Origin of the sequence: Leifsonia sp. Root1293 (genome assembly GCF_001425325.1) — a bacterium.
Classification (GTDB): domain Bacteria; phylum Actinomycetota; class Actinomycetes; order Actinomycetales; family Microbacteriaceae; genus Orlajensenia.
Genome location: NZ_LMEH01000002.1, coordinates 313,940 through 333,027, shown reverse-complemented (window position 1 = coordinate 333,027; position 19,088 = coordinate 313,940). Strand labels below are relative to the sequence as shown.

Annotated in this window: 18 protein-coding genes; 10 read left to right on the top strand and 8 right to left on the bottom strand. The window is 69.6% G+C overall.

The genetic code is table 11. The features are described 5' to 3' along the window. The first annotated feature begins 146 nt into the window (after window positions 1-146). Entirely contained in the window at window positions 147-1,124 is a 978-nt protein-coding gene (locus ASC59_RS13425; protein ID WP_055824062.1) for an NAD(P)-dependent alcohol dehydrogenase, read from the top strand. Window positions 1,125-1,195: 71 nt separating this feature from the next. Continuing rightward, window positions 1,196-3,319 carry a S9 family peptidase gene (locus ASC59_RS13420; RefSeq protein WP_055825516.1) on the top strand — a complete coding sequence of 708 codons (2,124 nt, stop codon included), beginning with the start codon at window positions 1,196-1,198 and terminating at the stop codon, window positions 3,317-3,319. 246 nt (window positions 3,320-3,565) lie between these two features. Here the strand turns inward: ASC59_RS13420 and ASC59_RS13415 are convergent, their stop codons facing one another. From ASC59_RS13415 to ASC59_RS13400, 4 genes are all read right to left on the bottom strand, one after another. Next, window positions 3,566-4,444: a pentapeptide repeat-containing protein gene (locus ASC59_RS13415; RefSeq protein WP_055824059.1), complete on the bottom strand. Its 879-nt coding sequence runs from the start codon at window positions 4,442-4,444 to the stop codon at window positions 3,566-3,568. 48 nt (window positions 4,445-4,492) lie between these two features. Continuing rightward, the gene (locus ASC59_RS13410; RefSeq protein WP_055824056.1) at window positions 4,493-5,620 is read right to left on the bottom strand and encodes an NYN domain-containing protein; all 1,128 of its coding nucleotides are present in this window, start codon (window positions 5,618-5,620) and stop codon (window positions 4,493-4,495) included. Window positions 5,621-5,814: 194 nt separating this feature from the next. Continuing rightward, the gene (locus ASC59_RS13405; RefSeq protein ID WP_055824053.1) at window positions 5,815-6,663 is read right to left on the bottom strand and encodes a DNA/RNA non-specific endonuclease; all 849 of its coding nucleotides are present in this window, start codon (window positions 6,661-6,663) and stop codon (window positions 5,815-5,817) included. Window positions 6,664-6,799: 136 nt separating this feature from the next. Continuing rightward, window positions 6,800-7,369: an NADPH-dependent F420 reductase gene (locus tag ASC59_RS13400; RefSeq protein ID WP_055824051.1), complete on the bottom strand. Its 570-nt coding sequence runs from the start codon at window positions 7,367-7,369 to the stop codon at window positions 6,800-6,802. Between the two features lie 111 nt (window positions 7,370-7,480). Between ASC59_RS13400 and ASC59_RS13395 the strand changes: the two genes are divergently transcribed. Then, the gene (locus ASC59_RS13395) at window positions 7,481-8,041 is read left to right on the top strand and encodes a MarR family winged helix-turn-helix transcriptional regulator (protein WP_082513679.1); all 561 of its coding nucleotides are present in this window, start codon (window positions 7,481-7,483) and stop codon (window positions 8,039-8,041) included. A 301-nt stretch (window positions 8,042-8,342) separates the two neighbouring features. Continuing rightward, window positions 8,343-9,278 carry a lytic transglycosylase domain-containing protein gene (locus ASC59_RS13390; RefSeq protein ID WP_235492735.1) on the top strand — a complete coding sequence of 312 codons (936 nt, stop codon included), beginning with the start codon at window positions 8,343-8,345 and terminating at the stop codon, window positions 9,276-9,278. Window positions 9,279-9,401: 123 nt separating this feature from the next. Here ASC59_RS13390 and ASC59_RS13385 read toward each other — a convergent pair whose 3' ends face one another. Continuing rightward, window positions 9,402-11,471, bottom strand: coding sequence for a glycosyl hydrolase family 28-related protein (locus tag ASC59_RS13385; RefSeq protein WP_055824046.1), 2,070 nt, complete (start codon window positions 11,469-11,471; stop codon window positions 9,402-9,404). A gap of 294 nt (window positions 11,472-11,765) precedes the next feature. Here ASC59_RS13385 and ASC59_RS13380 point away from each other — a divergent pair, with 294 nt between their 5' ends. The 6 genes from ASC59_RS13380 (at window position 11,766) to ASC59_RS13360 (ending at window position 15,741) form a co-directional block, all read left to right on the top strand. Beyond that, window positions 11,766-12,497, top strand: a complete 732-nt coding sequence (locus tag ASC59_RS13380; protein WP_055824043.1) for a hypothetical protein — start codon at window positions 11,766-11,768, stop codon at window positions 12,495-12,497. Beyond that, complete coding sequence (locus ASC59_RS13375) at window positions 12,497-13,366, top strand: hypothetical protein (RefSeq protein WP_055824038.1); 870 nt, start codon at window positions 12,497-12,499, stop codon at window positions 13,364-13,366. The genes ASC59_RS13380 and ASC59_RS13375 overlap by 1 nt, the downstream gene beginning before the upstream one ends. Before the next feature lie 31 nt (window positions 13,367-13,397). Beyond that, window positions 13,398-13,562 (top strand): hypothetical protein, encoded by a 165-nt coding sequence (locus tag ASC59_RS17285; protein ID WP_157488145.1) that lies wholly within the window; start codon window positions 13,398-13,400, stop codon window positions 13,560-13,562. Between the two features lie 174 nt (window positions 13,563-13,736). Then, the gene (locus ASC59_RS13370; RefSeq protein WP_055824035.1) at window positions 13,737-14,627 is read left to right on the top strand and encodes a carbohydrate kinase family protein; all 891 of its coding nucleotides are present in this window, start codon (window positions 13,737-13,739) and stop codon (window positions 14,625-14,627) included. Window positions 14,628-14,632: 5 nt separating this feature from the next. Then, window positions 14,633-15,103 carry an SRPBCC family protein gene (locus tag ASC59_RS13365; RefSeq protein ID WP_055824033.1) on the top strand — a complete coding sequence of 157 codons (471 nt, stop codon included), beginning with the start codon at window positions 14,633-14,635 and terminating at the stop codon, window positions 15,101-15,103. A gap of 80 nt (window positions 15,104-15,183) precedes the next feature. Then, the gene (locus ASC59_RS13360) at window positions 15,184-15,741 is read left to right on the top strand and encodes an NADPH-dependent FMN reductase (protein ID WP_055824030.1); all 558 of its coding nucleotides are present in this window, start codon (window positions 15,184-15,186) and stop codon (window positions 15,739-15,741) included. Between the two features lie 53 nt (window positions 15,742-15,794). Here the strand turns inward: ASC59_RS13360 and ASC59_RS13355 are convergent, their stop codons facing one another. The 3 genes from ASC59_RS13355 to ASC59_RS13345 all read right to left on the bottom strand — a co-directional run bounded on the left by ASC59_RS13355 (window position 15,795) and on the right by ASC59_RS13345 (window position 19,043). Next, window positions 15,795-17,456 (bottom strand): molybdopterin-dependent oxidoreductase, encoded by a 1,662-nt coding sequence (locus ASC59_RS13355; RefSeq protein ID WP_055824027.1) that lies wholly within the window; start codon window positions 17,454-17,456, stop codon window positions 15,795-15,797. A gap of 128 nt (window positions 17,457-17,584) precedes the next feature. Next, entirely contained in the window at window positions 17,585-17,944 is a 360-nt protein-coding gene (locus ASC59_RS13350) for a hypothetical protein (RefSeq protein WP_055824023.1), read from the bottom strand. A gap of 79 nt (window positions 17,945-18,023) precedes the next feature. After that, window positions 18,024-19,043, bottom strand: a complete 1,020-nt coding sequence (locus ASC59_RS13345) for a PHP domain-containing protein (RefSeq protein WP_055824020.1) — start codon at window positions 19,041-19,043, stop codon at window positions 18,024-18,026. Window positions 19,044-19,088: the final 45 nt, after the last annotated feature.

The window sequence follows — 19,088 nt, the reverse complement described above, 5'->3', positions numbered from 1 at the left end:
AGGGCCCGACCGTCAGCAGACGGTCGGGCCCTCGTCTCGTGTCCGGCCCCAGCACTGCGCTACTGTGTGCTCGTGTCCGCCACCCGGCCTCCTGTACGCGCCGGCATCGACCGCGCCCGACAGCCTCGACGCGCTCGGGCGATGCCGTGAAGGCCATCGTGCAGAGGGGCTACGGCTCCCCCGTCTCCGTCCTGCGCCTCGCCGAGGTGGACCGCCCACAGGAGCCGACGGGCGACGAGGTGCTCATCCGCGTGCATGCGGCATCCGTCAACTTCGGCGACTGGGCCTTCGTCACCGGAGAGCCGGGCATCATCCGGCTCGCGGCCGGCCTGCGCACCCCGCGGGTGACCGTGCGAGGGCGGGACGTCGCCGGCACCGTCGAACGGGTGGGTCCCCGGGTCACGCGCTTCCGGGCGGGCGACGAGGTCTACGGCGAGATCGGGACCGGAAGCTTCGCGGAATACGCCGTCACGCCGGAGTCGACGCTCGCCGCGAAGCCGCGCACGCTCACGTTCGCACAGGCGGCGGCGCTGCCGATCGCAGCGGGCACGGCACTGCAGGCCGTCCGCGACAGCGGCGGCGTCACGCCGGGCCGGAGCGTGCTCGTCAATGGGGCATCCGGGGGCGTCGGCACCTACGCCGTGCAGTTCGCGAAGGCGTTCGGGGCAGAGGTGACCGGCGTGTGCAGCAGCCGCAACCTCGAGCAGCTGCGCGCGCTCGGAGCCGACCACGTCATCGACTACACCGCCGAGGACTTCACCCGGGGCAGCCGCCGGTACGACGTCATCATCGACCTGGCCGGCAGTCATCCCCTGAAGGCGCTGCGCCGGGTGCTGGAGCCTCGCGGAACCCTCGTGCTCTCAACCGGTCAGGGAGGGCGCCGGCTCGGACCAATCCCCGCGATGGCGGCAGCAGGGCTCACCTCCCCCTTCGTGTCCCAGCGGCTGCGGATCCTCGCCTCCACGACCACCCCGGAACGTCTCGACGATCTGGCGAGGTTCGCCGACGAGGGTCGGGTCGTCCCCGTGATCGAGCGCAGCTACGGCCTCGACGAGGTGCCTGAGGCCCTGCGCCACTTCGGCGAGGACCACGCACGTGGCAAGCTGGTGGTCGACGTCGGGTGATGCCGACGCGGCGGCGCTCGTCGGGACCCCGTGCCAGCGGTCAGCGCGGCGCCGCCGGGTACGCTGAGATCGTGCTCACTCCCCCGGTCACTCCGAAGCAGCCCACCGAACGAACCCATCACGGCGACACCGTGATCGACGATTACGAATGGCTGCGCGCCAAGGAGGATCCGGCGGTCCTCGCTCACCTGCACGAGGAGAACGCCTACACGAAGGCGCGCACCGAGAATCTGGTGCTGCTGCAGGAGCAGATCTTCGAGGAGATCAGGAACCGGACGCAGGAGACCGACCTCAGCGTTCCGCGCCGCGAGGGCGACTGGTGGTACTACACGCGCACCGTCGAGGGCAGCCAGTACGGCATCCACTGCCGCGCCCCGATCGCCTCGGCCGACGACTGGACTCCTCCGGTGCTCGAAGGAGACGCATCCGTTCTCCCCGGAGAGCAGATCCTGCTCGACGACAATGCCGAGGCGGCCGATCAGGAGTTCTACTCGCTCGGCAGCTTCGACGTGTCGACCGACGGCGGCACCCTGCTCTACGCGACAGATCTCGAGGGCGACGAGCGGTACACGATCCGCCTGCGGTCGCTGGCTCCGGATGCCGCGGGCGACGAGTTCACCGACGTCATCCCGAACACCTCGTCAGGTGCGATCTTCGACCCCAGCGGGCGCTACCTCTTCTACGCCACCGTCGACGACGCCTGGCGACCCGACACCATCTGGCGGCACGAGATCGGCACGCCGCAGTCTGCCGACGTCTCGGTGTTCCACGAGCCCGACGAGCGCTTCTGGATCGGCGTGGGCCTCACCCGCAGCCGCCAGTACCTCGTGATCGAGGCCGGCTCGAACGTGACCACCGAGATCCACCTGCTGCCGGCATCAGACCCCACGGGCGAGTTCTCCGTGGTGTGGCCGCGCGTCGACGGCGTCGAATACGACGTGGAGCACGCCATCGTCAACGACCACGACAGGCTGCTCATCGTGCACAACGACGGCGCTGTGAACTTCGAGCTCGTCAGCGTGGCGGCATCCGACCCCCAAGGGGAACGACGGATGCTGTTGCCCCACGATCCGGCGGTGCGCCTGGAGAGCGTCGACGCCTTCCGTGACTTCGTGTCGGTGGAGTACCGCCGCGACGGCCTGCCGCGTGTGGCCGTCGCGCGCATCCCCGACGCGACGCACGACGACGCCCTGCACGAACTCGGGTGGGACGAGCCGCTCTTCACGGTGGGAACGGGGTCGAACCCGGAGTGGACGCAGCCGACGCTCCGGCTCGGCTACACCAGCTTCGTGACGCCGTCGACGGTGTACGACTACGTCGTGGCGACCGGGGAACGCCGCCTGCTCAAGCAGCAGCCCGTTCTCGGTCACTACGACGCCGACCTCTTCGAGCAGCGCCGCGAGTGGGCGACGGCGGCCGACGGCACCCGCATCCCGATCTCGCTCGTCTACCGCCGTGACCTGGTCACGCCGGGGGAACCCGCGCCAACCCTCTTGTACGGTTACGGGTCCTACGAGCACTCCATCGACCCCGGTTTCGGCATCCCGCGGCTCAGCCTGCTCGACCGCGGCATGATCTTCGCGGTCGCCCACGTGCGCGGTGGGGGCGAGATGGGCCGGCTCTGGTACGAGCACGGCAAGAAGCTGCACAAGCGCAACACCTTCACCGACTTCGTCGATGCGGCGAAGCACCTCATCGAGGCCGGCTACACGGCGCCGTCGAAGCTCGTCGCCCAGGGTGGAAGCGCCGGCGGACTGCTCGTCGGGGCCGTGGCGAACATCGCGCCGAAGTACTTCTCGGGCATCCTCGCCGAGGTGCCCTTCGTCGATCCACTCACCTCGATCCTCGATCCATCGCTGCCGCTCACCGTGATCGAGTGGGACGAGTGGGGCAACCCCCTCGACGACGAGGAGGTGTACCACTACATGAAGTCGTACTCCCCGGTCGAGAACGTGCACCAGGTGCGCTACCCGCGCATCCTCGCCGTCACCAGCCTCAACGACACCCGGGTGCTCTACGTGGAGCCGGCCAAGTGGGTGGCTCGCCTGCGCGAGGTCGGGGCGGATGCGCTGCTCAAGGTCGAGATGGCGGCCGGCCACGGCGGCGTCTCGGGTCGGTACAGCGCCTGGCGCGAGCGGGCCTTCGCCTACGCCTGGGTCATCGACGCTGCAGGGGCGCACCCGAGCGGGGAGTAGGTCGGCCCGCCCGCCCGCCGGCCCGCTGGTTGAGTAGGCCGCGAGCGGAGCGAGCAGCCGGCCCGCTGGTTGAGTAGGCGCGAGCAGCCGGCCCGCTGGTTGAGTAGGCGCGAGCAGCCCGTCCGCTGGTTGAGTAGGCCGCGAGCGCAGCGAGCAGCCGTATCGAAACCACCCCACCCCCGAGCTCTCGGAGCCCGTCGACGGTGATCTCGATACGCGTCCTCGCTCCGCTCGGTCGCTACTCGATCAGCGAGGGGGGCGGGCGCCCCAATGCCGCGGCATGCCCAGCGCCTCCGGAAGGCGCGTCGTGGCGTCGCCCCGAGCCGACGCCACCTGAGGTCCGGTGAGGAACAGCGCAGCCGAGAGGTCGGCTCCCCTGAGGTCGGCATCCCGCAGGTCGGCGCCGATCACATCCGCAGCCGTGAGGTCGGCACCGCGCAGGTCGGCAGCGATCAGGTAGGCGCCCCTCAGGTTCGCCCCGCGCAGATCCGCACCGCGCAGCTTGGCTCCCATGAGGTCGGCGCCGCGTCCGGCCCGCGGATGCGGATCGCGGCCGGCGAGCGCATCAGCCCGCACCGACTCGCTCACCTGCACCAGCACGGCGTTCACCCGCGCCCAGTGCTCGTTCACGTCGAGGGCGAGGAGGCCATCCGGGGTTCCGCGCGTCATCGACTCGGTTCTGCTGAGGAGGGCGTCGATGTCCGTCGCCGTGGCGGAATCCGCGCCGCCCGCGAGCGCAGCGAGCCTCGACGCACGTTCCCGTGCTTCGACCAGGTACCAGAGGAGCTCGTGCAGTTCCCTCATCACGCCGAACGACGCGAACATCTCCGTCGCTGTCGACCTGTCGGTGCGCCAACTGCGTCCACCGAAGGTCTGCTGCGAGATGTGCTGACCGGCGCCGAAGCAGTCGTAGACGGTGCAGCCGCGGAAGCCGATCTCGCGCAACTCCGAGTGCACGCCGCAGCGGTAGTCGTCCTGCAGATTCGGACACGGATCGCCGGCGCGCTTGTCGATGGCGAAGTCGGCCGATGCCACGAAGTTGAGCGCGACGCAGCACAGTGCGAAGCAGTTCGCGCAGTCCGCGCGGAGTGCGCTGCGATCGGTCAACGGCAACAGGTCGGGCATCCGTTCAGCCTAATGACGGCGCCTGAACTGTGCCGCGTCCGTTGCGCGTCAGGCCTTCAGGCGCAGGCGACGGGTGTTCGCGGCAGCCTTGTCGTTGACCTCGACGACATCGGAGCGCGACGCGATGAAGTCGGAGAAGGACTTGAATCCGAGGGGCTTCTCCTTGAAGGCGGGATCCATGCGGATCATCTGGTTCTTCACCTCAGAGGTGAACGCCCACTCCTCGTCGTTCGAGCGGGTGTGCACCAGGCGCAGCGCCCTCACGAGCAGGTCGGTGGCCGCCTTCTGGGCGGCGGCAGGGTCGACCGGCGCCTCCTCCACGTCCTCGTCGAGGCCGGAGTCGATGGGCTCGAGCGGGTGCGAGAACTCGGGGATCGTCGTCGGCTTGCGCTTCGGTCCGCTCTCGGGGGCCGCGGATGCTGCAGCTGACGGCTCGGCCTTGCCGACTGCATCCGTCGACGTCGATTTTGCCCGACGCGACCCGGCCTTCGCCTTCGTGGCGGGAGCTGCCTGGGCTGCGTCCGTGGCCGCGGCATCCGTCGACGGAGCCTCCGCCGGAGCAGCGGCCGCAGGAGCAGCGGCGACCCGGGGTGGCGCCACCCAGCGCTCGATGCCGGGCAGGTCGTCGTAGTCGGAGAACTCGTCGCAGGCGGCCATGAGCGCGCGGCTGGTGGCACCGGCGACGCCGATTCCGATGACGTGGCGGCCGAGACGGCGGGCGCGCTGGGCGAGGGCGATGTAGTCGGAGTCGCCGGCGACGATGACCACGTGGGTCACGTCGGGCAGGCGGAACAGGTCTTCGACCACGTCGACGGCCAGACGGATGTCGGCCCCGTTCTTGCCGGCGAGAGTGGTCGTGAACATCTGGGTCAGATCGATCGCGCGGTCGATGAGCTGCTTCTGGTAGGCGGCGTTCACCCGCTGCGACCAGTCGGCGTAGGCGCGGCTGACCACGATGGAGCCGAAGGAGGAGGCGTAGTCGATGACCGCGCCGACATCGACCTTTGCCTGCTGCAGGCGACCGGAGACCTCGTCGGTTCCGCCGGCGACCACCTCATGAGTCCGGGCGCGGTCGCGCGTGAACGCGGCCTTGCCGAACATCTGGTTGTAGCGGGAGATGACGATGTTGTCGAAGTCGATGTAGACGGCGACGCGGGGAGTCTGGGGTTCGGCCATGTGCCCCATCATCCTCGGTATCGGCGCGCCCCGCTCTCCGTCGGGGTGGGCCGCTCGCCGGTTGTGGCCGCTCAGAGGGCGCGCCGACGCCATCGCTCGCCAGTTGTGGCCGCTCCCGACGTCTCCATGCGGCCACAGGTGGCGAGCGGGGGCAGCGCCCAGACCTCGGCGAGAGGCGCGCGGCGCGCGGCGCGCTACAGGATGATGTCGGCCGGCTCGCTGAGCTCGCGCCATCCTCCGGCGGCGACGGATGGCGGCATCCGATCGGCGGCGATCAGGTCGTCGAGCACGAGCCCGGTCGCTGCTGCGATGTCTGCGATCGGCACCTGGAAGGTGCGGTACGGACCCAGCTGCGGCGGTTCGCCGGCGTCGCGCAGCATCCGTTCGCCGTCACGCTCTGGCACGAGCGACGACTGGTCGAGCACGAATCCGGCGCTGGACAGCTCGGGCGCGTCGGCACCGGATGCCGCGTCGGGTGCCGCCGTCCACGCCACGACCTTCCAGAATCGCAGCGGAATCCGGATGCCCCGATAGGGCGGGTCGTCGGGACCGAGCACCGGCGCCGTGAAGACGCTGAGCTTGAGTTCGTTCACGTTCGCGAAGGCGAAGACGTGGTTCTCCAGGCCGAGCCACAGCTCCTTGCCCTGATTGAACGCCGACGCCTGAGGGGCCGCATTCGTGAAGTGGAAGGTGTCGGACTCGGCGGTCTCGGCATCGGGACCCCACACGGGATCACGACGACGCACCAGGTGCCCGCGGTCGAGATCGTTGTTCGCGTAGACCGCGGGGCCGGTCTGCCAGTCGGCAGGCACGCGTTCGTCGAAACGCCAGTCGTCGCCCCGCGGCACGTCGACGATCGCCGACCCGTCGATGTTCACTCCGGTCACGCGCGCTAGCCGGCGCTCCCGGTCGAGGTCGATCGTGAAGTGCTCGTAGTCGAGCAGAGCCGTGTCGGGTTCGACGGATGCCGCCGTCTCGGACTCGACCGCCGCAGGCGTGGGGAACGCGACGGGAACGGCGAGGAAGTTCGGATCGAAGCCCATGACCCCAGCCGACCACGGACCGCCGACAGTGCACAAGGGCCGAGCCGCATCAGGCTCCATCGACGGAGACAGCCCGGATCGGCCTGTGCCCGGGGGCATCAGTCGATCCGGCCTGCATCCGTCACAGCGCCGAGAACTAGCCGACGAGCGCGAAGCCGCCGGTCCAGCTGATCTTCTCCTGTGCGGCGAGGGTGAGTTGCAGGAAGCCGATGGCCTCGAGCTCGCGGGCGCGCTTGAGCGAGCCGGCGTCGACTGCGGCGACACCGGCATCCTTCAGCACGGAGGACAGCAGTCGCTTCGCAGTGTCGTCGTCACCGGCGATGAGCACTGTGACGCGTGAGTCGCCGACGGACTTGGCCGCGAGGGTGCCTGCGAAGTTGGTGTTGAACGCCTTGAGCACCGTCGATTCGGGCAGCGCCTCGGCGATGACGGATGCGGCTGAGCCGTCGGAGGGAACGACCAGGCCGTCGAAGGTCTCGAAGTCGAGCGGGTTGGTGATGTCGACGACGATCCGGCCGGCGAGTGCCGAGGCACGGTCGGCGATGATGCCGGCAACCGAGGGGTAGGGGACGGCGAGCACGACGATGTCTCCGGAGATCGCGGTCGACTGCCGGTCGATGAACTCGACGGTGTGACCACCCTCGGCCGCGAGCGAGCCGATCGCGGTTCCCATGTTGCCGTTTCCGATGATGCTGACCGTGGTCATGATGTCTCCTTGTGATGCTGTGCAACGAACGCCGGTAAATAGGTTGTACCGACAACTAAAACAATAGCCCACTTTAGTTGTTGCTTCAACCAATCGCGCTAGAATTCAGGAATGGCCGATGCAACTCCTTCCGATCCCCGCCCGATGAGCGCCGTGGAGGAGACGGCGTGGATCCGCCTGATCGCTGTGACCGAGCTCCTGCCCGCAGCGCTCGACGCCCAGTTGGTGCGGGATTCGCGGCTCACGCACTTCGAATACCGCGTGCTCATGGTGTTGGCCGACTCCCCTCGCCGCACCTCCCGCATGACCAGGCTGGCGTCGCAGACCAACTCGACGCTCGCCCGCCTGTCCCACGTCGTGCGTCGACTCGAGGACCGCGCCCTCGTCGAGCGCTTCCCCTGCCCAGAGGACCGCCGGGCAACGAACGCGCGGGTGACCGACGCCGGTCTCGCCGCGTTCACCGAAGCGGGTCCCGGTCACGTCGCGACGGTGCGGGCTCTCGTGCTCGACGCCCTCACGCCCGAGCAACTCGACCAGCTCTCGGCGATCGGCGCGTCACTCCTCGAGCGACTCGATCCCGACGGACGTATGACGGCCACGTCGTGCAGCCCGGTGCTGACCGGTGCGACGTCAGCCGCCGGTCGCGCCGCGGAGCCTGCCGCATCCGTCTGAAACCGCGCACTATTGCACGGAATCGAGCCGGATCGGCCCGTTCATGAGAAGTTCTGCGATTTCGGGCACCTTTTCCGCGGTCGATGACACCGTGTGCGACACCCCGGACATCCCCGTCGTAGAGCGGATGCACGGGGGTTCGAGCGCGCCGCAGCGACATCCGGACTCGGATGACATTCACAGGACAACATGAGGTTTCGTCCAGAGTGCGTGTGCAGACTGTCCACTTCGCCCGGGCGCCCCCGCCCGAGGAACGAAAGATTCAGGCCCGCGCCAGCCGATGTGCCGCGCGAACCGCCGAGTGAAAGTCATACGCAACCTGTTCTCTTCAACGAAAACCCGTACGTCCGCATCGAAGGCAGAGGCGCTCGACGCCTCGCCCCGAACCTCCATCTGGCACCGCGGCCGTGTTCCCATCCTCACCGCCGGCGCGATCGTCGCCATCGGAAGCATGGTCGGAACCGGCTTCGTGCTGCAGTCGGCCGTGACAGCCCAGAACGAGCGCAACGTCGCCACGGCGGCCTTCGCCCAGAGCACCGGCCTGCACTCCGAGCAGCTCGGTACCCACGGCGGCATCCTCGAGGCCCAGGCCACGAAGTCGGCCACCGTGACGCTCGCGAACGCCCAGGCCACAGTCACCGCCGCCCAGGGCAAGACCGACGCCACCACGCTGTCGACCCAGGTCGCCGCCCTCGGCCACTACGAGCTGCTCGCTCCCCAGCGGGTGTTCGAGCTCGTCGACAGCATCTCCGCCGAGGCGCACACCGTGGCTGCCGCCACAGCCGAGGTGGACCGCATCGCCGCCGAGAAGGCCGCGGCCGAAGCCGCTGCAGCAGCAGAGGCGGCCGCAGCAGCTGAAGCCGCAGCAGCCGAGTCCAGCGCGTCGACCGAGACCGCATCGAGCGGATCCCGCCCGTCCGCCCCGTCGAACCCGAGCGAGGCGCAGGCCATCGCTCGCGACATGATGGCGTCGCAGTACGGCTGGGGCGACGACCAGTTCGGCTGCCTCGTGCCCCTGTGGGACAAGGAGTCCGGCTGGAACGCCAACGCCTACAACGCCTCGAGCGGAGCCGGCGGCATCCCGCAGGCCCTGCCCGCCGACAAGATGGCCTCGGCCGGTGCCGACTGGGCCACCAACCCCGCGACCCAGATCAGTTGGGGCCTCGGCTACATCGCTGGCCGCTACGGATCGCCGTGCGCCGCCTGGGACACCTCCGAGGCGCAGGGCTGGTACTGATCCAGCGCTGCTGAACCCTCCTGCCGTCGAGTCGCCCGACTTCGTCGCCACCACGGATGCCGCAAGGCATCATGGCGACGAAAGCGGGCGACTCGACGCGTTTGTGGGTGGAGGGGGCGGCGGCTACCAGGCGGACGGGGCCGGGGGTGCCACCACCGGCGGGCGATCGTCGCAGGTGATCGTGTTCGGCAGCTCCCAGGGCGCCAGCCACGGCCCCGTCGTGCCTCCGCCGTCGTTGCCGCCCAGGTCGACGAGCGAGAACTCCGACCCCGCCGGCGTGAAGTGGAAGGTGCCGCAGTTGTTCACGCCGACCGCACCGACGTTGCGGGCATCGACGTTCTCGAACGTCGCCGTGCCGGCCGCGCGAGCGCTCAGCACCGACGTTCCCGTGCCGTCGACCCTGATGTCGGCGAAGTGCAGGTTCGTCACCGAGTAGAGGTCCTTCACCGGCCAGTCGGCGACGACCATGATCGCGTTGTAGGTGTTGTCGAGGAAGTGGTCGCCCACGACCTGGATGTCGGCATCGATGTTCTTCTCCAACGCGTAGACCCAGATGGCGCCGAGCCCGATGTTCCAGTTGAGTTCGTACGTGCCCGACCTCACGGTGGTGTTGTCGGTGATCCAGAGGTGGCCGGTGAACGCCTCCGCTCCGAACCGCGACCCGACCTGGATGGCGCTGCCTTCACGGATGGGATCGGCGATCAGGTTGTTCGACACCGTGTTGTCCGTCCCGCCGTAGATGGCGATGCCGTTCGCGAGCGTCGGCGTCTGCACGGTGTTGCGGTCGAAGGTGTTTCCGGCGTTGCCCACCTTCTCCGACCACATCGCCAGGCCGTCGTCGCCGGTGTTGCGCACGAAGTTGTTCGCCACCGTCGAGTCCGTGACTCCCGTGTGGAAGTTCAGCCCGTCCGCGATCTGGTCGACGATCACGTTGTCGGTGATCGACACGTTCGTCATCGGTCCGTCGAGCCAGATGCCGACCTTGGTGTGCTGGATGTACAGGCCGTCGATCGTCGAGTCGCTGAGGGCGCCGCCGATGCCGTTCACCTGATCGGTGTCGATGCGCTCGCGCACGTCGCCCTGGATCGCGAAGCCCGACAGGTGCACGTTGCGGCTGCCTCCGACGGAGGCATCCTTCCCGTAGAACCCGACGCCCGTGTGCACCGACCCGTCGGGGGTGGGAGTCGACAGCGCGACCTCGGTGCCGCGGATCGTCGTATACCAGTTGCCGGCGCCCTCGATGGTGACGTCGTCGACGATGATGTGCCGATTCACCTGGTAGACGCCCGGCGGCACGTACACCTTGAGCTTGTGCTTCTTCGCGAAGGCGATGGCCTTGTCGAATGCGGGCGCCGAATCCTTCCTGCCGAGGGGGTCCGCACCGAACAACAGCACGTTCGCCGCGACGAGTCTCACGTGCGGAAGGCCGACCTTCTCGCTGTCGAGCAGATCGATGACGGTGACGGATGCCGCGCTGCCGACCGGCGCGGTGAGTCTCACGACGTCGCCCGCCCTGTAGGTCTTGCCCAGCAGCAGGCGCTGCTCGTCGTAGAAGTGCATGGGACGGAACGGCGTCGAGATCACCGGAGTCGGGGTCGTCGCCGCCGGGACGCAGGCGCACTCGGTGATCCACCAGTCCGGGTGGAGGAGGCCGGCCTGCGGGTCGTTCGTGAACGGGTACTGGTTGTAGAGCCAGGAGTACTGCGACGTGAGGGTCATGGTGCGCTTCGCGCCGCCGTTGACGGTGACCGCAAGGGGCGCCGTGATGCCGCCGCCCGAGGCTGAGTCGGGGATGCTGTAGCGCACGGTGATCGCGTTGGCTGCCTTCGGCAGGGTGAACTCGACGTACTGGCCGGGCGTCAGCGATACGGCACTGCGCCCCGACGCCTCGGCTGCGAGGGTGTAGGCCGTGCGGTCGGCCGCCAGGACGGATCCTGTCGTCCTGGCGTTCTCGGCCTCCTGCTCGCTGAACGCGACATCGGCGCCACGACCTGCCACGAGTGACGGGTCGAGAGCCGCGCGGGTGACGACCGGCGGCGCGGATGCTGCCGCGGAGGCGGCGGCAGTCGCCGGCCCTGCGCCCGCGATCGCGAGCGCGGTCGTCATCGTGAGAGCCACGACCGCCGCGAGTGCCGCTCGGCCGGGCGGGCGTGATGGGGTCACGCGTGCCGTCGTGGATTCGTTCCGTGTCATCGTCGACTCGTCTCTCGAAGTGGTGCGCTGCGTCGGGCACCGACGTGCCTGGAGCACGCGGGGATGAGGCCGACATTACGAGTGGCCGCATCCGCCGCACAAGGGTGCGTGAGGAAATGTCAGCTTTTTGATGATTTCTTGCGTGATCGGGCGCATGCGCTTGCGGGGCGCCTCGCAAACCGCAGCGTAAGAGCCCGCACCGGCATTGCCCTGTGGCATCGGAAGGCGGATAGTGGAGGCCACCGGCACCGCCGGAACCGCGTCGGTCGCCGATCCCACTCCTGGGGGGCCACTATGCGCGTCAGCACTCTGTGGGCGATCGCCGTCGCGGCGTTGACCATCACCGTCTTCGCCGGCTGCGCACCGAGCGCCGCCGAACCGGAACCCGAGCCGACGCCTTTCAGCACGGCTGCGCCGACCGCCGCGACCAGCGCACCTCCTCCGGACGACGGCGGGGACGAGGGCAGGGACGAAGACGGCGAGGCCATCGCGATCGAACTGCCGCACCTCCCGATCGGCGGGCCCCACGCACCCGACCCGGCCGATCCGGCCCGGCAATGCGTCGACGTCAACTGGATCACCCAGGGCGGCGAGCCCATTCCCGGCGGCATCGCGATCACCGTGACCGGCGCGCACTTCTCGCCGCCGATCTTCGACGTCGTCGACGGATGCGCCGGCAGCGCCCCCGCCTGCCTCGGCCACGTCTTCGACGCCGCAGCGCTGAACTGCGTGCTGGCCGTCGCCGGGAACGGCGCGGTCTTCGTCGCCGATCAGGGCACGCCGCCCACCGTGAGCCTCACCGGCTCGGCCGAGTGCGATGCGCCGGACTCGGCGGAGTGCTCCGCCTTCGTCGAGGGCGTGCAAGCGGATCCGAACGTCGCGATCTCCCTCGAGTATCCGGCCGATGGCGGCACGCCCACCGACGACGGCACCTCGATCGACGAGACGCCCACCGTCGAGGACGCCCCCGAGGGCGAGACTCCCACCGACGACATCACCCCGCCCGACGACGGCACGGGCGAGTGATGTCCGCGCCGACGACTCCCCCCGAGCAGCCGGAGGGTGCGCGGTTCGAGCGCTGGATCGGGTTCCTCGGCAACGTCATCGCCCCGGCCACCCTCATCGGAGCGCTGCTGTTCTACTTCGGCTACGTCTCCTCGCGAGCGCAGTACGACTACTTCGGCGTCGACGTCGACGTGATCGGGCTGGGCACCCAGGACTACGTGATGCGCAGCCCCCAGCCCCTGCTCGTTCCCCTGCTCGCGTTCGTGCTGGTCGGCGCCGCGCTCGTCGCACTGCACGCCGCGGTTCTGCGCCGGAAGGAGGACCCCGGATTCGGGCGACGGATGCGGCGGGTCGCCGTGACCGGCCTCGCCCTGCTGGCCGCCGGCGTGGTCCTGCTCGTGCTCTACCCCCTGCTGGGCGACTGGCCGTACTACCCGCTGGTCACGCCCCTGGTGATCGCGGCCGGCGGCGGCGGCAGTGCCTACGCTCTGGCCCTGCTGCGCCCGCGACCGCGCCTGGCGCTCATCGTGCTGCTCTGGCTGGCGGTCGCGGCGGCGTTGTTCTGGGCCACGGCCACGATCGCCCAGTGGTCGGGGCGCGGAATCGCCCAGGCCCAGGTCCGCCAGCTCGGAGACCTGCCGAGCGTCATCATCGACACGCAGCAGCGGCTCTTCCTCCCGGCGGAGGCCGGGGTCGACGAGCTCGAGCTGCCAGACTCCGCCGAGGAGAAGTTCCGCTACCGCTACTGGGGCCTGCGGCTCCTCATCGTCGGCGACGACAGGATGTTCCTCGTTCCCGACGTGTGGACCAACCGCGACACCACGCTCGTGGTTCCCCTCGACGGGTCGTCCAGGGTGCAGTTCCAGTTCCGCAACGACGCACCCGAGTGATGCTGCGGCGGAGCGGAGTAGCGTGGCGGACATGACCGACACGAACCTCCCCGACAACACCAGCCCAGACGACCGCGACTTCGCAGACGACCCCGAGGTGCAGGCGAAGCTGCGCAAGGAGAACGACAAGGACCTCGGCGTCGACCCCTTCTTCGAGGGCGCGAACATCACCGAGAGCGACGGGCCCGTCCTCTAGCCGCATCCGTCGGCGCCCGTCGCCCTGTGCGCCATTTCGCGGGGTTCCGCGCCGCATCACGGGGCGCACAGGCCCGCGAAGTGGCGTGAACGGACGCGGACAGGTCCGTCGCCACTGCACGCAGACCCCGCTACTCTCGATGTGGCCGATCGGCGGCCGACACCGGGAGGCAGCATGGCCGAGCACGTCTTCATCTCAGGACCGGCATCCTGGAACCGCCTGGTCTACCTCGACCACCTGCCGGAGCCCGTGCCGCACATGCAGTTCGCCTCCGAGGAGTACGAGACCCTCGGCGGCACCTCGGCGGGCAAGGCGCTCGGACTGGTCGGGCTCGGCCGGCCCGTGGTGCTCCACACCCTCCTCGGCACCGACCCCGACGGCGAGCGCGTGCGTCGGGTGCTCACCGACAGCGGCATCCGCCTGATCGCCCCCGAGTCCGACGCCACCGAGCGCCACATCAACCTCATGACCCGCGCCGGCGAGCGCGTCTCGCTCTACCTCTCGTCGCCGACCTCGCCAGGTGCTGCGGCGGATGACGAGCTGATGACCGCGATGACGGATGCCGCTGCCCTCGTGCTCGACCTGTCGGTGCGCAGCCGCGACCTGCTGCCGGCGGCCAGGGCAACCGGCGTGCCGATCTGGACCGACCTGCACGACTACGACGGTGAGAGCGAGTTCCATCGTCCGTTCCTGGAGGGGGCCGACGCCGTCTTCATGAACGCCGACAGCCTGCCGGGCGACCCGTGGGACTTCCTCGAGACGACGGTGCAGGGCGGCGCGACCCTCGCGGTCTGCACCCTGGGGGCGCGCGGAGCGATCGCAGTGTCGGCATCGGCATCCGCCGGTGACTCCGGCCGCCGGATGCGGCGCCACGAGGTCCCGGCCGTGCCCGTCGTCGTCCGCGACACCAACGGAGCGGGCGACGCCTTCATGTCGGCCGTGCTCGACGCGACGCTCGGCGGTGCCGACGTCGATGCCGCGCTCCGTGCCGGAGCCGCCCACGCCGCAACCGTGCTCCCGTCCAGGCACCTGCATCCGTCGCTCGACGCCCTGCTCGGAGCCTGACAGCGGTGCCCAGCCGCGTGCTCTCGCACTCGTTCACGGTGACGGCTCCCCCAGCCGCCGTCGCCGCGCACCTCTCCGACCCGCACAGCTATCTCGGGCTCTCGCCGCTCATCGTCGCGGTGCGCGACGTGCGCGCCGTCTCCGGGCGACCCGGCGTCACGGCGTACACGGCTGTCGAGCGCTTCTCGGCGATCGGGCTGCACTACGACAACCTCATCGCCGTGACCCTCGCCAGCGACGTGTCGGATGCGGAGCATCGGGTCGTGGGCGGCGACGTCGAGAGCCCCGGGGGCGTTCGGCTGAGCTATCGGTACACGGTGGAGCCGTCCGGCGGGGCGGATGCCGCCTCCCGCGTCACCGACACCATCACGGTGCACGCCCCGTTCGGCCTGCTGCGATTCGCTTCTGGCCAGGCGCGCTCGGTGCAGCTCAGCCGAGCGCGGATCTTGGCCGGGCGTCTTACGGCTGCGACCTGAGGGAACCCGCCGGCCGCCCCGGGGCGCGAGTGTTGCCCCAGCCCGGGCATAGTGTCGAGGCATCCGTTCAAGGGGGATCCATGACAAGACTGATGATCATCGTCGGCAGTGTGCGACCGGGCCGAGTGGGACTGCCGATCGCGGAGTGGGTGCGCGATCGGGCGATCGAGCACGGCGGCTTCGACGTCGACTTCGTCGACCTGCTCGAGCTCGGCCTGCCGTTCATGGACGAGCCGAATCACCCGCGGCTGCGTCAGTACACCCAGCAGCACACCATCGCGTGGAGTGAACGCGTCGACGCGGCGGATGCCTTCCTCTTCGTCACGCTGGAGTACAACTACAGCTCCTCCCCCGCCCTCAAGAACGCGATCGACTTCCTCAACCAGGAGTGGTGGAGGAAGCCCATCGGGTTCGTGAGCTATGGAGGCGTGTCATCAGGCACCCGTGGCGTAGTCGCCCTGCTTCCCGTGCTCGCCAGCCTCGGAATGATCCGCGTCGGCGCCAACGTCGAGCTCACCTTCGGCGGCAGGCAGGTGGTCGACGGCGTCTTCGTCGCGCAGGAGAAGGAGACGGCGATCATCCGCAAGGAGCTCGATGAGCTGCAGGCGCTGGCCGAGGGCCTGGCGCCGTTGCGCTGAGCCGCGTCTCGTCATAGCGCTCGCCTCCTTCGGCATCCGGATCGGAACTCGGTCTAGTTCACCCTGATGAGGGTCTTCTGCAGGCCGCTCGATCCATCGGGGGCGATGGGGGCCCGCTCCTCGACCTGCTGCTTGCCGTTCTTGTCCGTCGCCCGCACGGTGACGTAGTGGGTGCCGGGCGTCGCCTCCCAGTCGACGTACCACTGCACCCAGGTGTCGACGTTCACCGGAACCGAGAGCGTCGCCTTCTGCCAGTCGGCGTCGTCGATCTTCACGTCGACCTGCTTGATTCCGACGGTCTGGGCCCAGGCGACCCCGGCGACCTTCACCGGACCGGCGTCGATGGCCTTGTCGAGCCGGGGGGTGTCGATGCGCGAGGAGAACTTGATCGGGGCCTTCGCGCTGTAGCCACGGGGAGTCCAGTAGGCCTCGTCCTTCGCGAACGTGGTGACCTTGAGCTCGGTCAGCCACTTGGTCGCCGAGACGTAGCCGTAGAGGCCGGGCACCACCATGCGCACGGGGAAGCCGTGCTCGAGCGGGAGCGGCTCGCCGTTCATGCCCACAGCGAGGATGGCGTCGAGCTTCGGATCGGTGAGCGAGGCGAGCGGGGTGCTGGCCGTGAACCCGTCGATGCTGCGCGAGAGCACCATGTCGGCGCCCGATTTCGGGGCCGCCTTCTTCAGCACGTCGCGCACGGGGATGCCGAGCCACTTCGCGGTGCCGAGCAGGTCGCCGCCGACCTCGTTCGAGACGCAGGTGAGGGTGATCGAGTACTCGTTGAGGCCCATCCCCACCAGATCGTCGAAGCTCAGCTCGATCTTCTCGCCGACCATGCCGTCGATCGTGAGGCGCCAAGAGTCGGGGTCGATGCTCGGCACCGTGAGAGCGGTGTCGACGCGGTAGAAGTCCTTGTTGCTCGTGAAGAGCGGAGAGATGCCCGGGATGTCGAGGTCGGCGCCATCCGGGATCGTCACGGCCTCCTGAGCGGCCGGCAGCTTCAGTGCCTTGCGGACCGCGTCGATCGACCCCGTCGTCACATTCACCACGCGGGCACCGACGCCCACGATCGCCGCACCGGCGGCGGTGATGCCGAGCAGCCGGAAGAAGCTGCGGCGGTCGAGCGGACCCTTCGCGGCCGCAGCCGCCGGGTTTGCGGATGCGGTTCCGGATGCGGTTCCGGATGCCGCGGCGGACTCCGAGCCGGCGGCGGCATCCGTCGAGGTGACCGCATCGCGGCGCGACGCCACCACGTCGTCGCGCCACGAGCGGAGCTTGGTCACGAGCAGCCAGAGCAGAAGCGAGCCCACGATGGTGCCGACGACCGGCGGCAGCCAGGCGAGGGCCGTCGCACCCGCGCGGGTCACGATGGCCGCCGTGGAGAGCACTCCGGCGATGCCCAGAGCGATGACGCCGAGCGGCGGACGCAGGAACTGCAGCACACCGGCCACGGCTGCGGCCACGGCCACCCCGACCGCGAGGCCGAGCAGCAGGAACAGCTTGTCGTTGGCGCCGAAGGTCTCGATGGCGAATTCCTTGGCCCAGCGCGGCACGATGTCGATCACGAACGAGCCGACGGCCAGGATGGGGCTGCCCTCACGGGCGAACACGAGGGCGACGAGCTCGGCCGACGCGAGGAAGGCCGCTGCACTCACGAGCCCCGCGAGCGCGCTCCAGACCCAGAACCGCTTCCGGGGGTGGCGCTTGTCGTTCGCCATGTCGCTCTCCGCATCCGCTCAGCGCGGGAGAGAGATCACCCGCTAGAGAGTGTTCGGAGCGGGCGGGCGAACGGATGGCCTCGTGGCCGGCTGGAGCGGCGTCGGCCGCGGGGCGAGGTGGGCCGCGCTCAGTCGCTTCTGCGGCTGAGGCGGGCCAGCGCCAGCCCGACGGCCGAGACCAGCGGGATCGCGACGGCGATCATCGCGATCGGGTTCGGGCGGAAGACCGGCCCGTCGGGGCCACCGACGTACGCGCCGATCGGCAGCGCGTAGCCACCGCCGCCACCGCCGCTGCCATCGCCACGCCTGTCGGCGCCTGGACCGTCGGCATCGGGAACATCACCCGATCCCTCGCCTCCGCCGAAGCCGAAGACGACCACGGCGACCGGAAGGATCTCGTGCCCGTCGAGCGTTGTCTTGTCGCCGTACGCCAGTCTCGCTCCCCAGGAGGGCACGGATTGGGCGAGTCTCTCGGTGAGGGTGCTCATGGCACGACGGTACGCGCGTCAGCCGGCGACCGGTAGATGCGAACATCCCCGATGCGCGAGGGCAGCCTCGCAAGCCGTGTCAGCCCGAGACGGGTCGCGCCCAGTCGAGCAGCTTCTCGACCGGCCAGGTGTTGACGACCCGATCGGCCGGAACCCCGGCCTTCTCGGCCCGTGCCGCCCCCAGATCGAGCAGCCCCAGCTGCCCGGGCGCATGGGCGTCGCTGTCGATGCTGAACAGGCATCCGATCTCCAGCGCCAGAGCGATCAGCTCGTCTGGCGGATCCTGCCGTTCCGGGCGCGAGTTGATCTCAACGGCCACCGAGTTCTCCGCGCAGGCCTCGAACACCCGTCTGGCGTCGAACTCCGACTGCGGCCGGGTGCCGCGGGACCCCTGAACAAGCCGCCCGGTGCAGTGGCCGAGCACGTTCGTGCGCGGGTCGGTGACACCGCCGAGCATCCGCTTCGTCATGGTGGCGGCATCCGCCCGCAGCTTCGAATGCACCGAGGCGACAACGACATCGAGCTGGCCGAGCATCTCTGGCGTCTGGTCGAGGCTTCCGTCGAGGAGGATGTCGACCTCGATTCCCGTGAGCAGACGGATGCCGCTGCCGTGCACGTCGAGCGCCTCGATGGTCTCGAGCTGCTCGGCGAGGCGCTCGGCCGTCAGCCCGCGGGCGACCTTCAGGTTCGGCGAGTGGTCGCTGATAACGAGGTACTCGTGCCCCAGCGCCTCGGCTGCCCTGGCCATCGTCTCGATGCTCGTCGTGCCGTCCGACCACTCGGTGTGGCTGTGCAGGTCGCCGCGCAGCTTCGTGCGGAGCGACCCGGCCGGCGCATCCGTCGCCGCATCGCGCGTGCGCAGCTCGGAAAGGTAGTCGGGCACGCGACCCTCGCTGGCCTGCTCGATGACGGCATAGGTCGTCGCGCCGATGCCTGCCGTGCGCTTCAGCCGTCCGTCGGCGACCTGGGCGGCCACCTCGGCGGCACCCAACGGCTCGATGATGCCGGCGGCCTTGCGGAACGCCTTCGACTTGTAGCGCGAGGCGAGCTCGCGCTCCAGCCTGAACGCGATCTCCTCGAGGGCTTCAACGGGGTCCATTCCGCCATCCTCGCCGTCGCGGGGGTCGGAGCGCTACGGGTTGCG